This window comes from Bradyrhizobium sp. JR4.1 (genome assembly GCF_040548605.1).
GTDB lineage: Bacteria > Pseudomonadota > Alphaproteobacteria > Rhizobiales > Xanthobacteraceae > Bradyrhizobium > Bradyrhizobium canariense.
This window is the reverse complement of record NZ_JBEPRY010000022.1, coordinates 106,687-130,740: the sequence shown is the minus strand read 5'-3', so window position 1 is coordinate 130,740 and position 24,054 is coordinate 106,687. Positions and strand designations below refer to the sequence as shown.

At 63.1% G+C, this 24,054-nt stretch carries 22 protein-coding genes; 12 read left to right on the top strand and 10 right to left on the bottom strand.

Annotated elements, in window-relative coordinates; all coding sequences use genetic code 11:
- Window positions 1-11 precede the first annotated feature (11 nt).
- The 7 genes from ABIB90_RS32080 to ABIB90_RS32050 form a co-directional block, all read right to left on the bottom strand.
- Window positions 12-1,049, bottom strand: coding sequence for a tagatose 1,6-diphosphate aldolase (locus tag ABIB90_RS32080; RefSeq protein ID WP_354202084.1), 1,038 nt, complete (start codon window positions 1,047-1,049; stop codon window positions 12-14).
- Entirely contained in the window at window positions 1,046-2,005 is a 960-nt protein-coding gene (locus ABIB90_RS32075; protein WP_354202082.1) for a sugar kinase, read from the bottom strand. Before ABIB90_RS32075 ends, ABIB90_RS32080 begins: the two co-directional genes overlap by 4 nt.
- Window positions 2,002-3,075 carry an ABC transporter ATP-binding protein gene (locus tag ABIB90_RS32070; RefSeq protein ID WP_354165156.1) on the bottom strand — a complete coding sequence of 358 codons (1,074 nt, stop codon included), beginning with the start codon at window positions 3,073-3,075 and terminating at the stop codon, window positions 2,002-2,004. Before ABIB90_RS32070 ends, ABIB90_RS32075 begins: the two co-directional genes overlap by 4 nt.
- A gap of 6 nt (window positions 3,076-3,081) precedes the next feature.
- The gene (locus ABIB90_RS32065) at window positions 3,082-4,086 is read right to left on the bottom strand and encodes a zinc-dependent alcohol dehydrogenase family protein (RefSeq protein ID WP_354202081.1); all 1,005 of its coding nucleotides are present in this window, start codon (window positions 4,084-4,086) and stop codon (window positions 3,082-3,084) included.
- 8 nt (window positions 4,087-4,094) lie between these two features.
- Window positions 4,095-4,922 (bottom strand): carbohydrate ABC transporter permease, encoded by an 828-nt coding sequence (locus ABIB90_RS32060; protein WP_354165150.1) that lies wholly within the window; start codon window positions 4,920-4,922, stop codon window positions 4,095-4,097.
- A 4-nt stretch (window positions 4,923-4,926) separates the two neighbouring features.
- Window positions 4,927-5,814 (bottom strand): carbohydrate ABC transporter permease, encoded by an 888-nt coding sequence (locus ABIB90_RS32055; RefSeq protein WP_354202080.1) that lies wholly within the window; start codon window positions 5,812-5,814, stop codon window positions 4,927-4,929.
- Window positions 5,815-5,875: 61 nt separating this feature from the next.
- A complete protein-coding gene (locus tag ABIB90_RS32050; protein ID WP_354202079.1) occupies window positions 5,876-7,174 on the bottom strand; it encodes an ABC transporter substrate-binding protein in 1,299 nt (432 codons plus the stop codon).
- A gap of 191 nt (window positions 7,175-7,365) precedes the next feature.
- Here ABIB90_RS32050 and ABIB90_RS32045 point away from each other — a divergent pair, with 191 nt between their 5' ends.
- From ABIB90_RS32045 to ABIB90_RS32000, 10 genes are all read left to right on the top strand, one after another.
- Window positions 7,366-8,406 (top strand): LacI family DNA-binding transcriptional regulator, encoded by a 1,041-nt coding sequence (locus ABIB90_RS32045; RefSeq protein WP_354165141.1) that lies wholly within the window; start codon window positions 7,366-7,368, stop codon window positions 8,404-8,406.
- Between the two features lie 10 nt (window positions 8,407-8,416).
- Complete coding sequence (locus ABIB90_RS32040) at window positions 8,417-9,151, top strand: SDR family NAD(P)-dependent oxidoreductase (protein WP_354202078.1); 735 nt, start codon at window positions 8,417-8,419, stop codon at window positions 9,149-9,151.
- Between the two features lie 227 nt (window positions 9,152-9,378).
- Complete coding sequence (locus ABIB90_RS32035) at window positions 9,379-10,773, top strand: ABC transporter substrate-binding protein (protein ID WP_354165135.1); 1,395 nt, start codon at window positions 9,379-9,381, stop codon at window positions 10,771-10,773.
- A gap of 3 nt (window positions 10,774-10,776) precedes the next feature.
- Window positions 10,777-11,712, top strand: coding sequence for a carbohydrate ABC transporter permease (locus tag ABIB90_RS32030; protein ID WP_354165132.1), 936 nt, complete (start codon window positions 10,777-10,779; stop codon window positions 11,710-11,712).
- Window positions 11,709-12,548 (top strand): carbohydrate ABC transporter permease, encoded by an 840-nt coding sequence (locus tag ABIB90_RS32025; protein WP_354165130.1) that lies wholly within the window; start codon window positions 11,709-11,711, stop codon window positions 12,546-12,548. The genes ABIB90_RS32030 and ABIB90_RS32025 overlap by 4 nt, the downstream gene beginning before the upstream one ends.
- The gene (locus tag ABIB90_RS32020) at window positions 12,545-13,597 is read left to right on the top strand and encodes an ABC transporter ATP-binding protein (protein WP_354165127.1); all 1,053 of its coding nucleotides are present in this window, start codon (window positions 12,545-12,547) and stop codon (window positions 13,595-13,597) included. Before ABIB90_RS32025 ends, ABIB90_RS32020 begins: the two co-directional genes overlap by 4 nt.
- A 70-nt stretch (window positions 13,598-13,667) precedes the next feature.
- The gene (locus tag ABIB90_RS32015) at window positions 13,668-14,378 is read left to right on the top strand and encodes a GntR family transcriptional regulator (protein ID WP_354202077.1); all 711 of its coding nucleotides are present in this window, start codon (window positions 13,668-13,670) and stop codon (window positions 14,376-14,378) included.
- Window positions 14,379-14,410: 32 nt separating this feature from the next.
- Entirely contained in the window at window positions 14,411-16,054 is a 1,644-nt protein-coding gene (locus ABIB90_RS32010) for an arylsulfatase (RefSeq protein ID WP_354165121.1), read from the top strand.
- 3 nt (window positions 16,055-16,057) lie between these two features.
- Entirely contained in the window at window positions 16,058-17,032 is a 975-nt protein-coding gene (locus tag ABIB90_RS32005) for a formylglycine-generating enzyme family protein (RefSeq protein ID WP_354165118.1), read from the top strand.
- A 1-nt stretch (window position 17,033) separates the two neighbouring features.
- Window positions 17,034-18,824: a chloride channel protein gene (locus ABIB90_RS32000; protein ID WP_354165115.1), complete on the top strand. Its 1,791-nt coding sequence runs from the start codon at window positions 17,034-17,036 to the stop codon at window positions 18,822-18,824.
- A 67-nt stretch (window positions 18,825-18,891) separates the two neighbouring features.
- On the opposite strand, the gene ABIB90_RS31995 is transcribed toward ABIB90_RS32000, so the two are convergent.
- The 3 genes from ABIB90_RS31995 to ABIB90_RS31985 are packed head-to-tail and all read right to left on the bottom strand — an operon-like array spanning window position 18,892 to window position 22,365.
- Complete coding sequence (locus ABIB90_RS31995; protein WP_354165112.1) at window positions 18,892-19,614, bottom strand: GntR family transcriptional regulator; 723 nt, start codon at window positions 19,612-19,614, stop codon at window positions 18,892-18,894.
- Between the two features lie 28 nt (window positions 19,615-19,642).
- The gene (locus tag ABIB90_RS31990; protein WP_354165109.1) at window positions 19,643-21,238 is read right to left on the bottom strand and encodes a GMC family oxidoreductase; all 1,596 of its coding nucleotides are present in this window, start codon (window positions 21,236-21,238) and stop codon (window positions 19,643-19,645) included.
- The gene (locus ABIB90_RS31985) at window positions 21,238-22,365 is read right to left on the bottom strand and encodes a mandelate racemase/muconate lactonizing enzyme family protein (RefSeq protein ID WP_354165106.1); all 1,128 of its coding nucleotides are present in this window, start codon (window positions 22,363-22,365) and stop codon (window positions 21,238-21,240) included. Before ABIB90_RS31985 ends, ABIB90_RS31990 begins: the two co-directional genes overlap by 1 nt.
- Before the next feature lie 106 nt (window positions 22,366-22,471).
- Between ABIB90_RS31985 and ABIB90_RS31980 the strand changes: the two genes are divergently transcribed.
- Together ABIB90_RS31980 and ABIB90_RS31975 are read left to right on the top strand one after the other, a co-directional pair.
- Complete coding sequence (locus tag ABIB90_RS31980; RefSeq protein WP_354165103.1) at window positions 22,472-23,242, top strand: ABC transporter permease; 771 nt, start codon at window positions 22,472-22,474, stop codon at window positions 23,240-23,242.
- The gene (locus ABIB90_RS31975; RefSeq protein ID WP_354202076.1) at window positions 23,239-24,048 is read left to right on the top strand and encodes an ABC transporter ATP-binding protein; all 810 of its coding nucleotides are present in this window, start codon (window positions 23,239-23,241) and stop codon (window positions 24,046-24,048) included. Before ABIB90_RS31980 ends, ABIB90_RS31975 begins: the two co-directional genes overlap by 4 nt.
- Window positions 24,049-24,054 lie beyond the last annotated feature (6 nt).

The window sequence follows — 24,054 nt, the reverse complement described above, 5'->3', positions numbered from 1 at the left end:
CCGCCACCATCTCAGTAGGCGCGCGCGAAGTCACCTTCCTGCTTGATATCAGCGAACGCCGGAAAGCGCGCCTTCCATGGCGTCCCCTTGGCCGTGGTCAACTCGCTGAGCCGTTCGAGCACGTTAAGGCCATCCCTGCGCAAGCTTGCCGAAACCGCCGCGCGATCGGGGAAATTCTTCAAGACGGCATCGAGCCAAATGGTGCGGCCGGCGAGGAAGCCGCTCGCGCCTGCGGCATAGGAGTAATCGAGGACGCGCTCGAACTTTTCCGGCGCCGCGCCGCCCGACAGCAACACCCAGGGGATACTCCGTTCGCGGCAGATATCGCCGATCGCATCGAATTCCCTCTGCGCGGTTTGTGCCTCGGCACTGCCGTCGCGGGCCGGCAGGCTGTTGGCCGCTAGTGGGCTTTCCAGCTTCAGGAGATCAACGCCGTATTCGGGCTTGGCAAATTCGCGCACGCTGCCGATGACGAGACCTGGGAGCTTGCCCGGCGATTCCACATAATCGGCGGTGTGATTGGCGCTGCCGAGGAATGGATAGACCAGCAATTCGAGGACGTAGGGAATGTCGTGGCGGGCGCAGTCCTCGCCGATCTCGCGCACGAAGCGCTTCTGATGCTCGTTCACCGCGGCATCGGCGTCCGGCCGGTACCAGGCCAGCACCTTGACGGCGTCGCCACCCATCGCGCGGATCTTCTCCACGCTCCAGTTGGTGATCGCGCGCGACTTGCGGCCGCCCATGGTTTCCTCGACGCGGTGCTCTTCCAGCGTCATGATCAGGCCGCAGCGCGGCGGCAACAGATCGATCGCGGCAGGCACTGCGAAATTCGGGTCGAACAGCATCGAGCTACAATGCGGCGCGAGATTTTCGACGAGGAGGCGCTTGGCCGCCGTGACGTCGGAATATTCGACTTGCTCCCGCGTGATGCCTTTGGCCTTCGCGATGGCATCGAACAGCGGCGGCCGCTGGTCCAGCGCGACCATGCGAAAATGGCCGTCCGCGTCAGCAAGCCGTGCCAGGCCGCGGTTTTTTCCAATCGTTCTCATGGCTTCGTCCTCATGAATACAAGACACTCGTTGATACCGGGGATACCGTTGCGGCCGCCGGCGTGGCGGCATTTCATCGCGGCCGTCGCTGCCGAAAACGCCATGGCGGTGCGCACCTCGAGCCCGGCGCCGATCGCGAGCGCATAGGCGCCGTGGAAGACGTCGCCCGCGCCCGTGGTGTCGACGACATCGACGGCGTAAGCGGCCTGCCGGTGCAGGCCGCCGTTCTCGTACCAGCTGACGCCGCCCTCGCCGTGCGTGACGGCGATGACGCGGCAGCCGAAGCACGAAAGACCGGCCAGAGATTGATCTTCGGCCGAGCCGGCAAAGGCCGTGAGCGCGGGCTCGGAGAAGATCGCGTGGTCGGTCAGCGGCAACAGTCGCTCGAACACCGCGGCATCGGCCACATCGCCGTCGAGCACCGTCGCAATGCCACGCACTCGTGCTTCCCCGAACAGCGTCGCGGCACCCTCGACCCAGCGCGGATCCGCCAGAACGGACGATGCGCGCGCGACGGTTTCGAGCGGAAGCCAATCCGCGGCCTCGGGATAGGCGCCCCGGAAGTTCACGATCTGCCGCTCACCAAAACTATCGACGATAATCCCGGAGACGGACGAGCGGCCATCGGGAAACAGCCGGAAATTCTTGACATCGACGCCTTCGGCGGCGAACGCCGATCGCATCTCGTGGCCCGCGGCATCATTCCCCGCCCGCCCCCAGAACGCGACGGACGCACCGAGCTTTGCGACCGCGACGCTCGCATTGGCGGCCATGCCGCCGCCGAGCGTCCCGTACTCGACGGCCTTGATCTTTTCGCTTCCGCCCGCAAACGGCCGATCGACGCGCCAGACCTGGTCGAGCGCCGATAGGCCGAGGCAGATCACGTGCACGAGCTTGGCTTTGGACGCGACGTCCGCCAGCGCCGAGAGATCGCCGACATTGACCGACGCGCTCACCGCAAGACCTGTCCGTTGGCGGCATCGAACAGATGCGTCTTGCCCGATTGCGGACGCAGCGTGAGGCGATCGCCGACCTTCGGCCGGAGCGACGGATCGACTCGCGCGATCGAGGACGCGCCGGCGAGATCGAAATGAATTAGCGTATCTGAGCCCAAAGGCTCGACCAGCTTGACGTTGATGGGAATGCCGTCGGCCGCATCCACGGCGACAACGAAATGTTCGGGGCGAATGCCGAGCACGGCGTTGCCGGCCTTGCTCAGATGACTCGCGGCCTCACCGTCAAGCGGCACCACCGTTCCGCCTTGCGAGAGAACTGCCCGCTCCTGACGCCATTCGATCGGGAAGAAGTTCATAGCGGGCGAGCCGATGAAGCCGGCGACGAACTGGTTGGCCGGCCGCTCGTAGACCGTCTCCGGCGTGTCGTATTGCTGGATCGTACCGCTCTGGAGCACCACGATCCGGTCGGCCATGGTCATGGCTTCGATCTGGTCATGCGTCACGAAGACCATGGTGGTCTTGAGCTGCTGCGACAGTGCCTTGATCTCCGCACGAACCTGCCCGCGCAGCTTCGCATCGAGATTTGACAGCGGCTCGTCGAACAGGAACGCCTTGGGATTGCGCACGATGGCGCGGCCCATGGCGACGCGCTGGCGCTGCCCGCCGGACAGCTCCTTGGGCTTGCGGTCCAGATAGGGCTCGATGTGCAGCAGCGCAGCGGCGCGCTTCACCCGCGCGTCGATCTCCGCCTTCGGTGTGCCGCGTAGCTCCAGCGCAAACGACATGTTGTCGTAGACGCGCATGTGCGGATAGAGCGCGTAATCCTGGAACACCATCGCGATGTCGCGCTGCGCGGCCTGCACGCCGTTGACGCGCCTGTCGCCGATATAGAGGTCTCCCCCCGAAATCGGCTCGAGGCCGGCGATGATGCGCAGCAGAGTGGACTTGCCGCAACCGGACGGGCCGACGAACACGACGAATTCATGGTCCGCGATCTCCAGATTGAGATCGGGGATCACGGTGAAATTGCCGTAGCGTTTGGTGAGGTTGCGGATCGAGATCGAGGCCATGTTCACTCAGTCCAGCGCCAGCACAGGCTTGATCAACTCGCCCTTGGCGAAGCGGGCGAAATTCGCAGGGAGAGCCGACAGGCCGAACTCGCCGTCGACGAGGACGCGGTATTCCTCCTTGTACTTGCGCAGCAACTCGACATTCGGCTCGAAATCGGAGACCGGGAAGTAGAAGGTCCGGATCATGTAAAAATCCTTGCGGCGGAAGACCTTGCCTTCCTCGATGGTCCAGGGCGCGGCATTTTCGCCGACCAGCACCAAGGCGCCGCGCGGCAGCACCAGCTCGATGCCGAGGTTGCGCGCTGCGTGGGCGCCCGAGCATTCCATGATCAGGGCAAAGCGCTTCGAGGTATCGCCGACGGGATGCGCCTTGGCGCCGAAGGATCGCGCGATCTTCAAGCGCGCTGCATTGGGATCGGCGACATGGATGTCGTCGTAGCCGAGCGCGCGAAGCGCGAGCACGACGCCGAGACCGACGGGCCCTGCGCCCATCACGAGCACCGGCCCGGCTTCGGTTGGCGGCACGACGCGACTGACGAAGCGTACGGCATGGCCTGAGGTGCCGATGGTGTCGAGCAGCAGCGGCGCGAGGCTGTTCTCGATATCATCGGGGACCGGCAGCAGACAGTTTTCCGGCACCGGCACGTATTCGGCATAGCCGCCCGGTCTGTTCCAGCCGATCAGGCTGGAGACTTCCAGGCACATCTGGGTATCGCCGCGCTTGCAGGCGGCGCAGTGGTCGCAATGCAAAGGGATATAGACGGCGCAACGGCGGCCATGCAGGCGATGGCCGGGCTGCTCGACGACGCCAAAGATTTCATGGCCCGCGGTGAATTCGGCGCCCTTGTGCCAGAGCTTGAAATCCGAACCGCACAACGCGGTGCGCGAGACACGGACCAGCACCTCGCCGGCGCCGACATCGGGCATCGCCACGCGCTCGATGGTGATGCAGTCGTTGCCGTGGAAGACCGCGGCCTGCATGATCGAGTTCGGGCGGGGGGATACATTCATCAAAATACCTAGCCTTTCACCGCACCGAGCGTCAGCCCGGACACCAGCCAGCGCTGAACCAGGGCCGCCAGAACCAGCGGCGGCAATGCGATCAGCGTCGCCGCGGCCATGAGGGCGCCCCATTGCGTCGAGCCTTCGCCGATGAAGTTGAAGGCCGCAGCGATCAGCGTCTTGGTGTCGCCATTGGAGAGCACCAGCGCAAACAGGAAGTAGTTCCACGAGAATACGAAGGCGAGGATCGCCGAGACCGCGACGCCGGAGGCCACCAGCGGCAGCGCGATGCGCCAGAGGATGCGCGTGACGCTGCATCCGTCGACCTGCGCGGCCTCAAACACGCTGCGCGGAATGGCGTCGAACGACGGCAGCAGAACCCAGATCACGATCGGCAGCGTGATGACGGCGTGGCTGAGGATCAGCGCGGTGTAGGAGCCGATCATGCCGACTTGCCGGAACATGACGTACCAGGGCAGCAGGAACAGCGTGCCGGGCGCCATGCGCGCCGCCAGCGTCAGGATCGCGGGCCACGTGATCCGCGTCCAGGAGACGGCGAAGGCGGCGGGAATCCCGAACAGTAACCCAAGCGCGGTCGAACCGACGGTGACGATGAGACTGTTGAGCGCGTAGCTCAGGAACGGCGTGGTCCTTGTCAGCTCGGCGTAGTTCGCCAGCGTCGGCGAGAAGACTAGCGTCGGCGGATAGGCAGTGACCTCGAAGGACGGCTTGAACGATGACAGCACCATCCAGACCGTCGGCGCCATGATGAGCACACCGGCGATCACGAGTTGCACCGTGTTGAGCCAGCGGATCCAGCGGTCGGTATTGACGGCATCGTTCATGGCATCACCACGCCACTGCGCCGCGGAGGCGGTTGAAGGCGAGCACGGCGCCGAACACGATCGCGGTCAAGGTCAGCATCAGCGCGCTGGCATAGCCGATGTTGAAGAACTCGAAGCCAACCCGGAAGCCGTAGATGTTGAGCGTGTTCGAGGCGTTGCCGGGGCCGCCCTGGGTGGTGATGTAGATGATGTCGAAGAAGCGCAGGAGATCGACGCTGCGCAGGATCGCGGCAGTGACAATGGTCGGCAGCAGCAGTGGCAGCGTGATGCGCTGGAAGGTCTTGAACGCGGATGCGCCGTCGATCTGCGCGGCCTCGTAGACGCTCGGCGGCAGGGATTGCAGGCCGCCCAGCACGATCAAGGCGACGTACGGCGTCCACTGCCAGCTATCGATCAGCGCAACCGTCGGAATTACCCATGTCGGCGAAGCCAGCCAGTCCGAGGGCGGCAGGCCGAACGATTGCAGGATATAGTTGGCGGCACCTAACGACGGATCGAGGATCACCAACCACATCATGCCCGCCACGACAGGCGGCATCATGAAGGGCGAGATGAACAGCGAGCGCACGATGCCCGGCAGGCGCTTGGCACTGAACAGGACCATCGCGAGCCAGATGCCGAAGACGAGCTGCAGCACCAGCGACAGCACGAACAGCGCAATGGTGATCCACAGCCCGTGCCAGAATTCGTAATCGGAGATCAGCTTGGAATAATTGGCGAGGCCGGCGAAGGATTGCTTGCCGGTCGAGGAGAACGTTTGAAAGCCGAGCCAGATCGTATAGACGACCGGAAACGCGATCATCGCGACCGTGAAGAACACGGCCGGCGCCGAGAGCGCCGCCATCTCCAGCTTCTGCCGGTCCTGCGTGAGTGGCGCAGCCGTATCAGACATGCGTTCCTGTCCTCGATCGGGTGAGGTGCCGGCAGGCCGCGAGCCAGCCGGCACCCGGTGGTCAGTTCAGCGCGATCAGCGCGTCCAGCGCCTGGTCGGCATCTGCGCAGGCCTGATCGATCGGCTTTTGCTTCAGGATCAGATCCTGCACCGCCTGCCCGATGAATTCGCGCGACTGCGGATTGGCGACGATGGGATAACCGACTTCGGACGAGCCCTTGGTGGCGAGCACGTCGAGCGCGGCCTGCCATTCCTTGCGCACCGGCTCCTCATCGATCCACTTGCGATATTCAGGATCCTTGGCGACCGACGGGCGCGGCGGCGCGATGCCCTGCAGCGCCATCTTCTTCTGCACCTCGGGGCTGGTCGCCCACTGCACGAAATACCAGGCGGCATCCGGCTGCTTGCTGTGCGAGGACACCGCCATGCCCCAGCCGATCGTGGTCGGCACCTGGCCGGCCTCGCCCGCCGGGAACGGCAACAGGCCGGTGTCCTTGAGGCGCGCGCCGCCGTCCATGACGGTACGTAGCTCGTTGGAGGATTCGAACGCCATCGCGGCACGGCCGCTGCGGTACAGCGCTGAAATCTGCTGGAAGCTGTAATTGACGACGCCGGGCGGACCGAAGTCGCGCAGCAGCCGGCTATAGGTGTCGAGCGCCTCCTTGCCCTTGGCCGAACAAAGATTGGACTTGCCGTTGGCGATATAGGTGCCGCCGACATTGTGCAGCATGTTGCTGAAGGTGTAGGCGACCGCGGGCTTGAGGCCGCGCGAGACGAACGGCGTCACCGCACTGTCGCAGGTCTTGATCTTCTCGGCGGCGGCCTCGACGTCCTTGATGGTCTTCGGCGCCTCGAGACCGCACTTCTTGAAGATGTCGGTGCGGTAATAGAGGATCGGACCCTCGATGTTCATCGGCATGCTGGTGAGCTTGCCATTGAAGGTCGCGGCCTTCAGCAAGGCCTGGCTCAGCCCGGCCGGGTCGTATTCCTTAGCGACCTCGTTCCTGGCCATCGCCGTGAGATCGCCGTACCAGCCGGCGGCGGCGAACTGCTCGCCCTCGCGCGAGGGCAGCGTCATGAACACGTCCACCTCATCGCTGTTCGCATTCATGACGGTGACCAGACGCTGGCGCATCTGCTGTTCCTGATAACCGTCAACCTTCAGGGTCATGCCGGTCAGCTTCTCGAAATCGGCCTTGTAGGTCAGCAGAGCCTGCGAAACCGGATTGTTGTTGGCGAGAAAGGTGACGGTCTTGCCCTTGAACTTCATCCAGTCAAAATCGGCGGCATGCGCCTGCGCACTGACGGCAATCGCAAGAACGGACAACGCGACGTGCGTCGCGAGCATCCTGGCCTTCATCGAACTCTCCTCCCGGCCGGCCGCCTTAAGCTGGCGGACCATTTTGAACACGTCTGAGCACCATATGAAAACGGTTACAAAATAGACCTCGCGTCCGCCGTGTCAAGCGGTGGACAAGCCGCGAAATCTACGGCAGATTTACGACTGGCCGCTACCACGCGGCTCGCGCGGCAACTTGTAACGTTACATTCATGCGGCTGACCGACGCCAAATCTGTGAAACAGGGTATCCGCGCGGTGGCCGCCCGCGCCGGCGTTTCGACGGCATCGGTCTCCCGCGTCCTCAACAATCCCGATGCGGTGAGCCCGTCTCTGCGCGCCCGCATCGAGCGGGCCATCGACGCGCTCGGCTACATCCCGCATGCGCCGGCGCGCATCCTGTCGTCGCGCCGCTCGCGCACCCTGGGCGCAATCGTGCCGACGATCGACAACACGATGTTCGCGCGCGGCATCGCGTCGCTGCAACAATATCTGTCGTCGGTCGGATACATGCTGTTCCTCACCACGAGTGGATATGACCTCGAGATCGAGTTGCAGCAGGCGCGCAATCTGATCAGTCGCGGTGTCGACGGCCTCGTGCTGCGTGGCGATTGCCATCATGACGGGCTGCGCAAGCTGCTCGCGGACAACGCGGTGCCGTTCATCAACGTCGGCATCTACCAACCGGACAGGCCCTACCCCTGCGTCGGAACGGATAACGAAGCCGCCGCCCATCGCGCCGCCGCCCATGTCATCGAGCTCGGCCATCGCCGGATCGGGATCGTCTCGGCACTCCAGCGCAACAACGACCGCGCCAGTGCCCGCGTGGCGGGCTTTCGCCGCGCACTGGGCGAGAACAATCTCGAACTTCCCGCGCAATGGCATGTCGAAGTGCCCTATACGCTGGACGACGCGCGCGAGGCGGCGCGTTATCTCCTCAGTCTCAAGGACCGTCCAACGGCCGTGGTGTGCGGCAACGACGTCATTGCCTACGGCGTGCTGCTCGAAGCGGAGCGCAGCGGCTTTACGGTGCCGCGCGATCTATCGGTCATCGGCTTCGACGACCTCGACTGGAGTCGCCATTTGCGGCCCAGCCTGACCACGATCCACGTTCCGACCGGAGAGACTTGGCAGCGCGCCGGAGAATATCTGGTGCGGAGCCTCGCCGGCGAGCAGACCATCATGCATCGCGAGATCGACTTCTCGCTGGTGGTCCGTGAATCCACGGCTCCGCCTCCGAAATCCCCGAAGTGAGACCCTCCTGATGAGTTCGAATTTTTCCCTCGCAGCCGACTTTCATACCGTTGTGATCGGCGGGGCCGGCGACATTGGCGCTGCGATCAGCAACCAGTTCTGCGATCTCGGCGCGACAGTGACCGCAACCGGCGCGAACGAGGCGGATCTCGCGCGCACACTGCTCAAGCCGCGCGCGGGTCTCACGCTCGCCACGCTCGATGTCACCGATGACGGGGCCGTCGCAGCCTTTGCCCGGCAGCACAAGCGCGTGGACGCGCTGGTGAATTGCGCTGGCATCCTGGCGCGCGACAAGGAATTCGAGATCGAGACCTTCATGAAGGTTCTCGACGTCAATCTCACCGGCACCTTCCGGACCTGCATGGCTTTTCGCGCGTTGCTTGCGGAGGCGAAGGGATCGATCGTCAACATCGCGTCGATGAACGCGACTTTGGCGCTGCCGCGTATCCCCGCCTATTGCGCCAGCAAGGGTGGCGTCGTGATGTTGACCAAAGCACTGGCCTTGAAGTGGGCCGAAGAGGGCATCCGCGTCAATGCCGTTGCGCCCGGCTATATCGAGACCGCGATCAACGCCGCCGGCCGGACTGATCTCGCGCACTACCAGCGCATCGCCGACCGCACCGCGTTCAAGCGGTGGGGACAGCCGGAAGATATTGCCGGCGCGGTCGCGTTCCTGTGCATGCCGGCGTCGCAATATGCGACTGGTAGCGTCTTTGCTGTGGATGGCGGGTTTCTAGCAGGTTGACGTTGCGCGAGCACCGGCGGCTGGACATCGACGAATACGTCAAGCGGCGCATCGTCGGCTTCAAACCATCTCTGGTCAGGAGGCGAGCGCCGGAGTTCCGAGGCACGCAAGATGACGTTCCAACGGCAACGACGCGCGGCAACTTTGCCGCAGTTGACTTGTTATAACATTTCCGCAAAAGTCCTAACTAACCGGAACCCAGAATCCGGATTTTCGGGAGGACAGCGATGACGTCATGCAAGCCGACACGACGAACGCTACTCAAGACCGGAACCGCGGCTGCGGCGCTGGCGACGTTTGGGCCCGGCATTTTGAAGCACGCGTCCGCACAGGACGCTGAGCTCGCGCCCTACAAATCCGCGCAGATCGATTGGCAGCAGGTCTCTGGCGAGACCATCACGGTCGCCGTGATCCCGGCGAGCTATTTTGAGAACTTGATCGCGCTGGCGCCACAGTTCAAGGCGCTGACCGGAATCGACGTTCGCTTTGAGAAAATCCCACCGGCGCAGATCCGGCAGAAGAGCGTCATCGACCTGACTTCGAAAACCGGCACCTACGCGACCCATGCCGCGGATCCCATGTATTACGCACTCTATGCCGCGAACAAATGGGTGGAGCCGCTCGATACTTATCTCGCCGACAAGTCGCTGACCGATCCGGCCTGGTTCAAGCTCGACGACATCATTCCGGCCTGGCGCAGCGCCAACGGCATCGACGGCAAACTCTATGGCATGCCCTATGACGGCGAAGTTACGATTCAGGTCTATCGCAAGGACCTCTATGACGCCAAAGGCCTGAAGCCTGCCGACACGCTCGAGGCCTACATGTCCAACGCAGCGGCATTGAACACGCCGAACGATCGCGTGTGGGGCGCGGCGCTGCGCGGCGTCGCCGGTGCCGGCCAGAACATGTACATCTATCCGTCGATCTTCCGCGAGTTCGGCGGCGACTGGATGAAGGGCGGCAAGCTCACCGTCAACGGCCCCGAGGCCGAGACGGCGCTGGCCTGGTACGTCGATCTCCTGAAAAAGTACGCCCCGACGGCGGCCGCGAACTGGAACTGGCCCGACATTGCCGACGCCTTCTCGCAAGGCACTGTTGCCAGCTACATCGACGCGCATTCCTCGGCCTCGGTCATCAACAATCCCGAGAAGTCGAAGGTCATTGGCAAGGTCGCCTATGCGCGCTGGCCGAAGGGCCCCTCGGGCAAGCGCACTACGTCGATCTGGAACTGGGGTTTTCCGATCAATTCTGCGCTGCCGGAGAAGAAGCGAAAGGCGACATGGTTTTTCATCCAGTGGGCTGCGAGCGCCGAGACCCAGGCGCGCACCGCGCATCGTTTTGCAGGTCCGACCAAGCGCTCTGGCGTCAACCGCACCTCGGTCTGGAAGGATCCGGACTACATCAAGCTGATGAACGGCTTTGGCGAAAATTTTGTCGAAGCCACGATGGGCGCTCTGCAGGACGACACCGACGTCGACTGGCGTCCGCGCGTGCCGCAATGGCCGGCGATTGGCGACACCATGGCGACCGCGATCCAGTCGGCCCTCTCCGGCCAGGCCACGATCAAGGCTGCACTTGACGATGCGCAACGCCGCATCGAACCGATGATGCGCGGCTGAGCCATGACGTCGTCCGCGGTGACATCGGCCGATATTGCAAGCGATGCGCCTCGCAGCGATTACGGCCGCGTGCTCGAGCAGCGGGAGCGCCGGTTTGCAGCAGCCTTGCTCGCGCCGGCATTTCTCGCGCTGCTCGCCACGACGACGTTTCCGCTGATCTTTCTGGTTTATACCAGCACGTTCCGGATGGATCTCGCGATGCCGTTCACCAACGGCTTCGTCGGATTCGAGAACTATCAGGTGCTGCTCTCCGACGAGCGCTTCTGGTCGTCACTGCTGGTGAGCCTCGTCTACACCGGGGCGACCGTGGCGTTCCAGGTCGTCATCGGGCTGGCGCTGGCGCTGCTGGTCATGGACATGAAGCGCGGGCAAGGCTGGTTCAGAGTCATCGCGATCCTGCCCGTCGTGCTGTCGCCGGCCGTGGTCGGCATGATCTGGCGTACCTTCATGCTGGCACCGGAGTTCGGCATTATCGATTACCTCGCCATCAACTCCGGTCTCGGCAGCAAGAACTGGCTCGGCGATCCCACGCTTGCGATGGTCTCGGTGATCGCGATCCATACTTGGCAATGGACGCCGTTTGCGTTCATGGTGCTGCTGGCCTCGTTGGCGTCACTGCCCGAGGACATCTATGAGGCCGCGCGGCTCGATCGTGCCTCGGCTTGGCAGCGGTTCCGCCGCATCACCCTGCCCTTGCTCCGTCCGGCGATCGTGATGGTCATCATCATGCGAACCATGGTGGCGCTGACTGCGTTTGCTGCGATCTTTACCGTGACCGCTGGCGGCCCCGGCACAGCGACCGAGATCCTCAATCTCTACGCCTACCGCAAATCCTTCACCGAGCTGTCGATCGGTTACGGCTCGGCGCTCGCGGTGGCGCTGCTGATCGTGACCATCATCATCTCCGGTATCCTGTTTGCGATGCGGAGGGCGAAGTGACGGCAAAGCGCCTTCGCATTATCGCCCTGCTCGCGATTTCCATGGTCTTCCTGCTGGCCTGGGCCTTCCCGATCATCTGGAGCGTGCTCAATTCGCTCAAGACCGATTCCGATGTGCTCGCCTACCCGCCCAAGCTGGTGTTCACGCCGAAGCTAGACGCCTATCGCGATGTACTGTTCGGCTCGGGATCGATCCTGCCGAACCTGCTTTCCAGCACAATCATCGCAGTCGGCACCACCATCGTCACCATGCTGATGGCGGTGCCTGCGGCCTATGCGCTGGCGCGCCTGCGCTTTCGCCGCAAGAAATTCGCGGGCTTCTATGTCCTGGCGACGCAGATGCTGCCGCCGGTCGGCATCATTATCCCCTACTTTCTGGTGCTGCGAAACATCGGCTGGATCGACACCTATCAGGGCATCATCCTGATCTATCTGTCGTTCTCCCTGCCCTTCGCGATCTGGCTCTTGGTCTCCTATTTTGAAGACATTCCCTTCGAGATGGAAGAGGCCGCCTACCTAGACGGTGCCAGCCGGCTAAAAACCCTGTGGCGGATCATCATCCCGCAGGTACGCGGCGGCATAGCCGTGACCGTCGTGTTCGTATTCCTCAATGCGTGGAATGAATTCCTGTTCGCCGTTGTGCTGAGCGGCAACACGGTGCGTCCCGTCACGGTCGCCATGTTCAATTTCGTCTCCGTCGAGCAGACGCTGTGGGCCAAGCTCGCAGCGGTCTCGGTCCTCGCCATGCTTCCGGTCGTCGTGCTTGGCGTGGTCGCGCAGAAGCATATCGTGAAGGGCCTGACGGTCGGTGCAGTCAAAGGCGGAGGGCGCCGATGAGCGGCCAGGGTCAGGTCAGTTTTCGTAACATCGTCAAGATGCATGGCGAATTTACCGCGCTCAAGGGCGTAAACTTCGACATCAAGCCGGGGGAATTTTTCGCCCTGCTCGGTCCCTCCGGCTCGGGCAAGAGCACGACCCTGCGTATTCTCGCCGGTTTAGATGCGCCAACCGCCGGCCACGTGCTGATCGACGACAAGGACGTCACCTCGACCGATGCGCGCGACCGCGACATAGCTATGGTATTCCAGAGCTACGCGCTCTACCCGCACATGACGGTCGCCCAAAACATCGCCTTTCCGCTGGAGATGTCGAAGCTGCCGAAGTCCGAGATCGCCCCCGCGGTCAAGGATGCCGCGCGAAAAGTGAAGATCGATCATTTGTTGGATCGCAAGCCGGGTCAGCTCTCGGGCGGCCAGCAGCAGCGCTGCGCGCTCGCTCGCGCGATCGTGCGCAAGGCGCGCCTGTTCCTGCTCGACGAGCCCCTCTCTAATCTCGACGCCAAGCTTCGGCTGGAGACCCGTGCCGAACTGAAGAAGCTGCAACGCTCGCTTGGCGTGACTGCCGTCTACGTCACCCACGACCAAGAAGAAGCCATGACGCTCGCCGACCGCATGGCGGTGTTCATGAGTGGCGAAATACAACAGGTCGGCACGCCCGCAGAAGTGTTCGCCTGTCCGAACTCGATCGATATCGCCGGGTTCATCGGCAATCCCCCGATGAACCTCGTTCCTGCCCGATATGTCGACGGCGACGTGATCATTGCCGGGCATCGTCTCAAGACTACGGCCAGAATTTCCGGAGAGCGCGATGTGGTCGTGGGCATTCGTCCGGGCGCCTTGCGTATGACGGAAGGCGGACTAGGTGCACGCGTCGACCTGATCGAGGATCTCGGCGATACCGCCGTGCTCGATCTCGACTGCGCCGGCACCATGATCCGCATGCGCGTCAGCGACGGCAACATTCCCGGCGAGGGCGACACGATCTCGATCACCGCCCGTCCCCAGGACATTCACTTGTTCGATCCCACGACCCGCATGCGGCTCTGACACCATGGCTGTTCAAACGCGCAAGAAGAAACCCGCTCCGCTCGGCAGCGATGTGGCCACAGAGGCATCGATGCCCCTGCACATCCGGATCCGCGAATCCATCCGCAGCCAGGTGCGCGACGGCAAGCTGATCGACGCGGCCGGACGCCTGATGACCGAAGCCGAGCTCGGCCGTCACTTCGGCGTCAGCCGCATCACCATCCGCAATGCGATCGCTCCCCTGGTGAACGAAGGCATGTTCGACCGCTCGCGCGGTCGCGGTACTTTTCTGCGCTCGAACCAGCCCGAAAACTGGGTCGGCCACCTCATGGGTTTTTCGGAAACCATCCGCGACGCTGGCTACCAGGCCGGTGCAAAGATCCTGCAGCAGGGCATGACCAACCGCCATGATCCCGCCGTTCGCGAGCAGCTGCGCGAGCGCGCCGTCTGGCAACTCAGGCGCTTGCGGTTCGCGGATGACATACCGATCGCGATCGAGCACGCCTTCTATCCGCCGGACATCGGTCTCGAGCTCGAGAAGCGGGATCTGATATCGATCATTATGTATCGCGTTTTCGAGGACGAACTCGGCTTCGCCATTAAGGACGCACAGCAGACCATCAGCGGCGATCTCGCTGATGCCAGCAGCGCAAAACTGCTCGGCGTGAAGGTCGGCTCGCCCCTGCTCGCGATCGAGCGCGTCACCTTCGGCAAGGACGAACGGGCACTGGAGCTTCTCCGCGCCGTTTATCTGCCGAAATATTTCAGCCTCAGCATCAGCCTGACGCGCCGCCATTCCTGACGAAGCCAAACGTCACTAACGAGGATACAAACATGCCGAATGGCGCCAAAACTCCCGACAGCCCCAACATCCTGCTCATCCTCAACGACGACATGGGCTTTTCGGACATCGGCTGTTACGGCGGCGAGATCCAGACGCCGAACCTCGATCGTCTTGCGGCGAACGGGTTGCGTTACTCACAATTCTACAACACCGCGCGCTGCAGCCCGTCTCGCGCCTCGCTGCTCACCGGCCTGCATCCGCACCAGACCGGCATCGGTATCCTCACCTATAGCAACGGTCCGGAAGGCTATGCGGGCAATCTGAACAAGAGTTGCGTGACAATCGCGGAAGCGCTCAAGAGCAAGAACTACACGAGCTATCTCAGCGGCAAGTGGCATATCGCAAGCAGCCTCACCGCTCCGACCGATGCCTGGCCGATGCAGCGTGGCTTCGACCATTTCTATGGCACCATCATCGGCGCCGGCAGCTTCTATCACCCGAATACGCTGACCCGCGGCAACGACAATATCGAGCACGAGGCCGTCAAGGACCCGTCGTTCTTCTATACGGATGCGATCAGCGACCAGGCTGCCGCCTTCATCCGTCAGCACAAGGCGGAAAAGCCCAACGCGCCGTTCTTCCAGTACGTCGCCTACACCGCCCCGCACTGGCCGCTCCACGCCCATGACGAGGACATAGCAAAATACAAGGGCCGCTTCGACGCCGGCTGGGACAAGCTGCGCGAGGAACGCCTCAAGCGCCTCGTCGAGGACGGCATCATCCATCCGAACTGGCGCCTGACGGACCGCGATCCGACCCAGCCCGCGTGGACCGACGCCGAGCAGCGCGAATGGACGCTGCGCTGCATGGAGGTTTACGCGGCCCAGATCGACCGGATGGACCAGGGCATCGGGCGAATCCTGAAGGCGCTGGAAGAGACCGACCAGATCGACAACACGCTGATCATCTTCCTCTCGGACAATGGCGCGTGCGCCGAAGACATTCCGGAAGGCGTCACCGCGAAGGAGCTGGTCGACCAGCTCATGATCGCTCAGGCAAAGACCCGCGACGGCAGGCCGGTGCGCTTCGGCAACGATCCAAGCCTTATGCCTGGCGGCGAAGACACCTACCAGAGTTACGGCACCGCCTGGGCCAATCTCTCCAACAGCCCGTTCCGGCTCTACAAGCACTGGGTCCACGAGGGCGGTATCGCCACGCCGTTCATTGTGCACTGGCCGCGCGGCATCTCCGAGAAGGGCGGCCTGCGGCACAATCCAAGCCAGCTCACCGATGTGATGGCGACCATCCTCGACGTCACCGGTGCCACCTACCCCAGTGAATACAACGGCAACACTATTTTGCCCTGCGAGGGCGAGAGCCTGGTGCCATCTTTCGCGGCGGCCTATGGCAATCGCGGCCCGCTGTTCTGGGAGCATGAAGGCAATGCGGCCGTGCGCGTCGGCAAGTGGAAGCTGGTGCGGAAATATCCCGGCCCCTGGGAACTCTACGACATGGAAACCGATCGCACCGAGATGAACGATCTGGCTGCGCAGCATCCGGATCGCGTCCGCGAGATGGCGGCGCAGTATCAGCAATGGGCCAATCGCTGTGGCGTGATCCCGCGCGAGAAGATTCTCGAACTGATGAAGGCCGAGGGCGGCACGGCCTTCTGGGAGGAAGAAAAGCAGACGTAGGACATGACGAAGGACCGCTCGCATTGCTGCCCGCAAGGCGCCACCGGCAAAGGCCCGGCGTCGGCCGATGATGCACAACCGGCGATCGTTCCGAGTTCAACTGCGATTCCGCGCCGCTGGAGCTCACCGATTGGGGGGACCTTCCACATGGGATCTGCCGACCGGGGCTTCGTTGAAGATGGCGAAGGCCCGGTGCGGCCCGTCACGCTGTCGCCGTTCGCTATTGCCTGTCACGCCGTAAGTAACCTGCAGTTCGGCGACTTCGTCCGTGCCACAGGCTACACAACCGAAGCCGAACGCTACGGCTGGAGTTTCGTCTTCGAGGGGCTCCTGCCGGAAGAGACGCACACGGCGCAAACGGCGCGCATTCGCGAAACGCCCTGGTGGATTCGGGTGTTGCATGCTTACTGGGCGCAACCGGAGGGCCCGTCGAGCAACATTCTGGACCGGCTCGATCATCCGGTCGTCCATGTCTCCTGGAATGACGCTCAGGCCTATTGTGCGTGGTCGTGCACGCGGCTTCCGACCGAAGCGGAATGGGAGATGGCCGCGCGTGGCGGCCTCGACAGCGCGACCTTTCCATGGGGCAATGAGCTTCAGCCCGGCGGCGAGCACCGCTGCAACATCTGGCAGGGCGATTTTCCGAGCCGCAACACTCTGGACGACGGCTATCTCGGCACGTCGCCCGTCCACGCCTTTGCGCCGAACGGGTATGGCCTGCACAATGTCGCCGGAAATGTCTGGGAATGGTGTGAGGACTATTTTTCGCCGAGTTCTCACCGCCTCACAACATCTCACGATCCCTTGAACCGCGAACTAGCCCCGAACCGCTCGATGCGCGGCGGATCCTTCCTTTGCCACGCATCCTACTGCAACCGCTACCGCGTCGCGGCGCGAAGTTCCAATTCACCCGATTCGTCATCGAGTAACATCGGCTTCCGTGTCGTGCGCGCTGAACCGCCGCGGGATCCGGTATAGGATGGCGCCAGCCCCACATGCCGCTAAGCCGGCTCAAGCTCCCGGCACCCGTTTGCTGCCGCTCTTTCTGCGCAACTTCGTGCGCAATCGCGAGACCGGCCTTGTGCTGGTCGCCATTGTCGTCGGACTGCTCAGCGGCGTTCTCGTCGCCACAATCTCGGGCCTCAGCCAGGTTTCACATGCGCTGCTGTTCGATATTCCCTTCGACGCACATCTCAGCGCCACCGGTGTGATTTCCTGGCAGCGAACGCTGCTGATCCCAATGCTCGGCGGCCTGGTGCTCGCGCTGATCGGGCTGTACTTCGCCCGGCGCGTGAAGGGCCAGCAGCTCGCCGACGCGATCGAGGCGAACGCGCTCTATGGCGGCCGGGTATCGTTTCGCGGCAGCTTGCTAATCTCGGTCCAGACCCTGCTCTCCAACGGCTTCGGCGGGTCGGTCGGACTGGAAGCTGGCTATACCCAGATCTGCGCGATGTTCGGCTCTCATATCGGCCAGCGCCTGGCCGCCCGGCGTAACGACATGCGGCTCCTGGTCGCCTGCGGCGCCGCCGGCGCGATCAGCGCCGCATTCTCTGCACCTCTGGCTGGCGCCTTCTACGCCTTCGAGGTCGTGCTGGGCGCGTATACCTCCGCCGCACTCGTTCCCGTTACCGCAAGCGCTGTTACTGCGTGGCTGGTCGCGCGGCAATTGACGCACCAATCGTTCCTGATGGTGCCCGGCTTCCCCTCGCCGGTGTCCGTCGAGATGATTGGGCAAACCGTGCTGATCGGCGTCATCTGCGCTTTTGCCAGCATCCTCGTCATGCTCGCAGTCGCGTTCTCAGAGCGGTGCTTTCAGCGCATCGCGGCATTCAAGGGGTTTATGCGGCCGATCCTCGGAGGCTTGCTGCTCGGCGGTTTTGCTCTGCTGACGCCGACCGTGCTGGGCGCCGGCCACGGCGCGATGCAGATCCTGCTTGTCAGCAATCCGACCTGGCTCCTGCTCACCACGACCATCGTGTTCAAGATCCTGGCCTCAGCCATCTCGCTCGGTTCTGGGTTTCGTGGCGGACTTTTCTTCGCTTCGCTGCTGCTCGGCGCGTTGATCGGGCAACTCTACAGCATCGTGCTGACTGGCCTCTTTCCTACGCTCGCCCTGCAACCGGGTACCGCTGCCATTGCCGCGCTGGCTGCACTGGGCACCGGCGTACTGGGCGCGCCGTTCAGCATGGTCTGTCTCGCGCTCGAAATCACCGGCGACTTCTCCGTCACCGTTGGTGCGGTAGTCGCATCATCCGTCTGCGCGCTCATTGTCCGCGAGCTTTTCGGCTACAGCTTTGCGACGTGGCGCTTCCATTTGCGGGGCGAGGTCATCCGTGGCCCCCAAGACATCGGCTGGGCCAGGCAAATGAGCGCTGCCTCCTTGATGCGGACGGACTTCGAGAACGCCCCGACGACAATGCCGATCGGCGAGGCACAAAGGCTGTTTTCTCCGGCACTGGTACGCCAGATCGTGCTGCGTGATCCCAACGAGACTTATGCCGGCATCGTTCCGGCCGCCACGCTGCATTCGGCCGCCAACAGAGATGACGAGCCGCTCGGATTGCTGGCGCAGCAACAGGATGAATGCCTGTTTCCGACTACGTCGGTTCGCGAGATCCTGAAAGCCTTCGAACGCAGCGAGGCAGATGTCCTTGCAGTCGTTGACCGCGCTGACAGTCGGACAGCGATCGGAACGCTAAGCGAATCCCACGTGCTGCGGACCTATGGCGAAGAACTTGAACGTCGGAACCAGGAATTGTTTTCCCGGTAGACGGTCAAAGTCCGGGTTTGAGCATGACTTTGCCCGAAAGCCGCTCCGCGCTCTTGCGGATTAGGCTCTACGGCCGCAGGTCCATGTCGATACGCACGAAATCACCGCGATAGGTGACCTCGCCGAGATAGATCACGGTGCGGTCGCTCGTTGTGAAGACACGACGGACTTCGGCCACGGGCGAGTTCAGCGGCACGCGCAGCAGCCGCGCCGCCTCGAGATCCGCGGTGCCGATCGTCAGCGTCTGACGGGCGCTGGCGATCGCGGGATCCCTGAGATCGTTGAGGATCGGGATCACGGTCTCATTGCGGAAACGCTTTGGCGACCTGCGAAAGATCTTCTCGTCGAGATAGATGGAAATGACGCAGTAAGGCAGCTTCCGGCGTGAGTGCAGGCGGCGCATGAAGACGTATTTCTCGGCCGGCTTGCCGTCTTCGGGAAGCAGCGGCGCATTACTGCGGCTCTCCGAGATGTTGATGATCTCCGGCGAGGTGTCGCGGTACATGTCCGCAAGATCGGACAGCGTAGTCTCGACCTTGAGCCAGCGATCCTGCCGCACGGTGCCCGTGACAAACGTGCCTCGTCCCTGCTGGGCCTCGATGACGCCGTCGCGGGCAAGCAGCTCGACCGCCTGACGGATCGTGACACGCGACACGCCGAACTCGGCCGCAAGGTCTTCGTTGGCTGGCAGGCGAAAGCCATGGGTCCAGGCGCCGCGCGCGATCCGCTGGCGGAAGATGTCGGCGATCTGCGCGTATTTGGGGACGTGACTGTCGGAACTCAATTCCATCTCGTCCTCCCGATTCAGAGCCGCGCCATCAGGCCATGACCAGCGCAGCGCCACGTTCGCCGATCATCAAGCTGGCTGCATTGGTGTTGGCCGAAGTGATCTGCGGCATCACCGAGGCGTCGATCACGCGGAGCCGCTCGACGCCGCGCACGCGCAGCTGCGGATCGAGCACCGCTCGCTCGTCCCGGCCCATACGACAGGTCCCGACACAGTGGAACACCGTGCCACCCGTGGTGCGCGCAAAATCCCACAGCCCGGCATCATCTCTTGCTGCGTCTCCTGGTACCACCTCGACGTCCCACAGCGGACGAAACGCCTTCTGTTGATAGATTTCGCGCAAAATCTTCAGGCCCGCAACGATGGTCTTGCGATCGATTTCCTCGGCGAAGTAGTTCGGCGCGATCCGCGGCTGCTCGAATGGATCGGTTGAGCTGATCGCAAGCCGGCCGCGCGACTTTCCGTGGCATTGCCAGACCGAAGCCGTGAATCCGGAATAGGTGTGAAGGGGCTCACCAGGCTTGTCGACCGACAGCGGCATCACGTTGAACTGCACATCCGGTCGGTCGCCGACCGCGTATTCGGTGCAGGCTGCGCCGCCCACCTGCCCTGCGCCAACAGTTAACGGGCCGCTGCCTGCCAGCATCCATTGCAGGCCCATCCTCGCAAGCTCGACCGGATTTCGGACCTGATCGTTGAGCGAGATCCGCTCCTTCAGTCGGACGATCAGCCGGGCCTGATAATGGTCCTGAAGATTGGCGCCGACTTCCGGAGCATCGGCAACGACGGGAATGCCTAGCTTGCGCAGTAGATCAGCCGGACCGACGCCGGAGAGCTGGAGGATCTGCGGCGACTGCAGCGCCCCGCCCGACAGGATCACCTCGCGATCGGCTGTCGCGCGGTGCACCTGTCCCTTGCTGACCCATTCGACGCCGGTCGCGACGTTACCGTTAAAAACGACCTTGCTGACGTGCGCATGGGTAATGACGGAGAGGTTCCGACGGCCGGCAACCGGTTGCAGAAACGCAGAGGCGGAGCTGGTCCGCCAGTGGCGCCCGATTCCGAGCTGGTAAGTGCCGACGCCAAGCGTGGTTGCGCCATTGAAGTCCGGATTGCGTGGCAGGCCGAACTGCGCGCCCGCCTCGACCCAGGCCCTGGATGCCGGATTGTCATTGCGGAGATCGGAGACCTCGAACTCGCCGAGGCCGCCGTGAAACTGGCTCTCGCCGCCGCGGTAGCGTTCGTAGCGGCGAAAATACGGCAGGACGTCACGATAGCTCCAGCCATCGGCGCCAAGGCGTTCCCAGTCGTCGAAATCCGCGTGCTGGCCGCGGATGAAGATCAGGCCATTAATCGACGAGGATCCGCCGAGCACACGGCCGCGCGGCCACACGATCGCGCGGCCGCCGCTGCCTTCCGACGGCTCCGTCCTGAACAGGCGCGAGAAACGTTCGTTGTAGATGGTCCGATAGTACCCGACCGGAAGCCTGAGCCAAAAATTCCGGTCCGATCCACCGGCTTCCAGCAGCAGCACGCGGCAGGCGGGATCGGCCGACAGCCGGTTTGCGACCACGCAGCCCGCCGAGCCCGCGCCGACGATAATGTAATCGTAGCCCTGCGATGACATCACGCGGCCCGGTACTGTTCGATCGACGCAAGATCAGGCGTGAGCCCAAGACCTGGCCCGTCGCCGAGTTCGATCGCACCGTCCCGGACATCAAGCACGGGGCCACAGAAGCGATCGCGCAGCGGGTTCTCATTGCAATCGACTTCCAGCAGCCCGTCGCCACCGATGCCAGCCAGAAGATGGGCCGATGCGAGAAGTCCGATGCCGGCACCAAGATAATGTGGACAGAACATCTTGCCTGACTGCAGGATATCGCGGGCGATGCCCGAGCAAGCCGAGAGTCCACCCCATTTTGCGATGTCCGGCTGGACAACGCCGAGAACCGGCTCACTCAGCACCTCGGCAAATCCGGCGTGGCTGGCGATGTTCTCGCCGGCCGCGAGCGGAAAGCTGATTATCTGGCGGAGCTGCTTCCACTCCTGCCGCGGGCGGTCGGCGCGGATCGGCTCCTCGAGCCAGCCAAGGCCGAACGCCTCCAGCTGCGGAGCAAGCTCAAGCGCCTGCGCGATGGTCCAGCCTTGGTTAACGTCAGCGGCGAGCAGGCCTTCGCCAACAAGCCGCCGTAGGGCCGCCAGATTGGCACGGTCGGCCAACGGATCAAATCCTATCTTCAGCTTCAAGGCGCGGTAGCCGCGCGCGAGGGCTGCCTCTGCGGCTCGCTCTGAGCCGGCTGGGTTGATGCCGCTGGCGTACACCTTGATCTTGCTCCCGGATCCGCCGAGCAGCTTCCACAGCGCAACGTTCTGGCGGCGCGCGTGGAGATCCCAGATAGCAAGATCGATGCCGGCGATCGCCTGCGCGAACGGACCCGCTTCGCCGGATTGCAGTGCGAGCACCGAGGTTCCCTGCGTCAGGCGCTCGAAAGCGGCCGGCGGCTCCTGCGCCTTAAATCCGACAAGGGCCGGCGCGAGCACCTCGTTGACCAGCCGGACACGATGCTCGGCGCCCGGCGCTGGAAAATTGCACCACACTTCGCCCCAACCCAGGTGACCATCCGTATCCTCGACTCGAACGAAAACGGCTGGCCGATCCGCCATCCGCCCGAACGAGGTGATGACGTGTGTCGTCAACGGATAGCGATAGCCGAAAGCCTGGACGCTGCGAATGGTGAAGGGCGGCGATGTCATGCGCGGAAGGCCTGCGATGCCTATGACCAAAGGCGCTCTTGTCTGGTCATCCTATTTATAATATGAGTTCGAAAAACATCAACCGCAATCTGGGTGGACGCGTCGAATGAACGGAGCTGGCGTGAGACGCTTTGGTCTCGGATTGATACCGTGGATCGGTGCAATCCTGCTCTGGTACACGGTGCGCTGGAGCGGCTTCGTCAATGTCTCGCTGATCCCCGCCCCGCACCAGGTCGCCGCCAAGTTCTTCGAGCTTCTCACGAAAGAAGGCCTCCTCGTCGACATCTTCGTCTCGACCAGACGCGTCTTCTTCGGCGTCGCGCTCGGGATTCTCGCCGCGGTGCCGGTGGGTTTCCTGCTCGGCTGGTATCGCCCGGCCCGCACCTTCGCCGATCCAATGATCAACTTCTTCCGCGCGCTGCCACCAATCGCGCTGATCCCGCTGGTGATCGTCTATTTCGGCGTGGACGAGGTCGCGAAACTCGTCATCCTGGTCTACGCATCATTCTTCTCCGGCGTGATCGTGATGTATGAGGGGGTCTCGCAAATCACGCCTCTCTACATCCGCGTAGCGCAGACGCTCGGCGCCAATCAGGCGGAAATCTTCCGCAAGGTCATCATTCCCCTCACCGTCCCGCATATCCTCACCGCGTTGCGGGTGGCATTGGGTGTGGCCTGGGCGACTCTGGTGGCGTCCGAACTGATCGCGGCCCAGCGCGGACTTGGTGCGATGATCCAGAATGCCTCGACCTATTTCCTGCTCGACGTCATCTATGTCGGCATCATCTGCATCGGCCTGATCGCCCTGATCATGGACATGATCCTGCGCAAGATCACGGCGCGATTGCTGGTGTGGCAGGATCGGGCCATCGCATGACGAAGCGTGCGCAGTTCGAAAACGTTTGCCTGTCCTTCGAGACTGCGAAGGGCCGCCTCAACGTCGTCGAGGACATCAGCTACGACATCAACGACGGCGACTTCATTGCCGTGATCGGCCCGTCCGGCTGCGGCAAGACCACGATGATGAGCATGCTCGCGGGCTTCCAGAAGCCGACGACTGGCAAGGTCCTGTTCGACGGAAGTCCCGTCGCCGGCCCCGGCCCCGAGCGCGGTGTCATCTTCCAGGAATATGGCGTATTCCCGTGGTTGACCGTGAAGCAGAACATCGCCTTCGGCCTGACGCTCAACGCCAACCGTGTTCCGACCGCCGAGCGCGACGCGATCTGCGATCACTATCTTGGCTTGATGGGCCTGTCCGACTTCGCCAACTCCTATCCGAAACATCTGTCCGGCGGCATGCGGCAACGGCTCGCGATTGCACGGGCCTATGCGGTCAAGCCGCAATTCCTGCTGATGGATGAGCCGTTCGGCGCGCTCGACGCCCAGACACGCTCCAACATGCAGAACCTGCTGCTCAAGGTGCTGGAGACCGAAGGCAAGACGGTCATGCTCATCACCCACTCCGTGGAAGAGGCGATCTATCTCGCCTCCCGCATCGTGGTGGTGACCGCGCGGCCGGCACGGATCAGGGAGATCATCGACGTGCCGTTCGCTTATCCGCGCGATGAATCGATCCAGGAGCGGCCCGAATTCGGCGAGCTGCGAAGCTACATCAGGCAACTCGTCATGGACGAGTACCGCGCCCAGCAGGCGCAAATGCGTCCAGCATCATTCTCGGAATAACAAGCA

Coding starts and splice junctions, on each gene's coding strand:
- ABIB90_RS32000 (WP_354165115.1), top strand. CDS start 17,034: ATGGCGCCAGCCCCACATGCCGCTAAGCCGGCTCAAGCTCCCGGCACC.
- ABIB90_RS32035 (WP_354165135.1), top strand. CDS start 9,379: ATGACGTCATGCAAGCCGACACGACGAACGCTACTCAAGACCGGAACC.
- ABIB90_RS31975 (WP_354202076.1), top strand. CDS start 23,239: ATGACGAAGCGTGCGCAGTTCGAAAACGTTTGCCTGTCCTTCGAGACT.
- ABIB90_RS32045 (WP_354165141.1), top strand. CDS start 7,366: ATGCGGCTGACCGACGCCAAATCTGTGAAACAGGGTATCCGCGCGGTG.
- ABIB90_RS32060 (WP_354165150.1), bottom strand. CDS start 4,922: ATGAACGATGCCGTCAATACCGACCGCTGGATCCGCTGGCTCAACACG.
- ABIB90_RS32020 (WP_354165127.1), top strand. CDS start 12,545: ATGAGCGGCCAGGGTCAGGTCAGTTTTCGTAACATCGTCAAGATGCAT.
- ABIB90_RS32080 (WP_354202084.1), bottom strand. CDS start 1,049: ATGAGAACGATTGGAAAAAACCGCGGCCTGGCACGGCTTGCTGACGCG.
- ABIB90_RS32050 (WP_354202079.1), bottom strand. CDS start 7,174: ATGAAGGCCAGGATGCTCGCGACGCACGTCGCGTTGTCCGTTCTTGCG.
- ABIB90_RS32070 (WP_354165156.1), bottom strand. CDS start 3,075: ATGGCCTCGATCTCGATCCGCAACCTCACCAAACGCTACGGCAATTTC.
- ABIB90_RS31995 (WP_354165112.1), bottom strand. CDS start 19,614: ATGGAATTGAGTTCCGACAGTCACGTCCCCAAATACGCGCAGATCGCC.
- ABIB90_RS32055 (WP_354202080.1), bottom strand. CDS start 5,814: ATGTCTGATACGGCTGCGCCACTCACGCAGGACCGGCAGAAGCTGGAG.
- ABIB90_RS32005 (WP_354165118.1), top strand. CDS start 16,058: ATGACGAAGGACCGCTCGCATTGCTGCCCGCAAGGCGCCACCGGCAAA.
- ABIB90_RS32010 (WP_354165121.1), top strand. CDS start 14,411: ATGCCGAATGGCGCCAAAACTCCCGACAGCCCCAACATCCTGCTCATC.
- ABIB90_RS31985 (WP_354165106.1), bottom strand. CDS start 22,365: ATGACATCGCCGCCCTTCACCATTCGCAGCGTCCAGGCTTTCGGCTAT.
- ABIB90_RS32015 (WP_354202077.1), top strand. CDS start 13,668: ATGCCCCTGCACATCCGGATCCGCGAATCCATCCGCAGCCAGGTGCGC.
- ABIB90_RS31990 (WP_354165109.1), bottom strand. CDS start 21,238: ATGTCATCGCAGGGCTACGATTACATTATCGTCGGCGCGGGCTCGGCG.
- ABIB90_RS32040 (WP_354202078.1), top strand. CDS start 8,417: ATGAGTTCGAATTTTTCCCTCGCAGCCGACTTTCATACCGTTGTGATC.
- ABIB90_RS32030 (WP_354165132.1), top strand. CDS start 10,777: ATGACGTCGTCCGCGGTGACATCGGCCGATATTGCAAGCGATGCGCCT.
- ABIB90_RS32065 (WP_354202081.1), bottom strand. CDS start 4,086: ATGAATGTATCCCCCCGCCCGAACTCGATCATGCAGGCCGCGGTCTTC.
- ABIB90_RS31980 (WP_354165103.1), top strand. CDS start 22,472: ATGAACGGAGCTGGCGTGAGACGCTTTGGTCTCGGATTGATACCGTGG.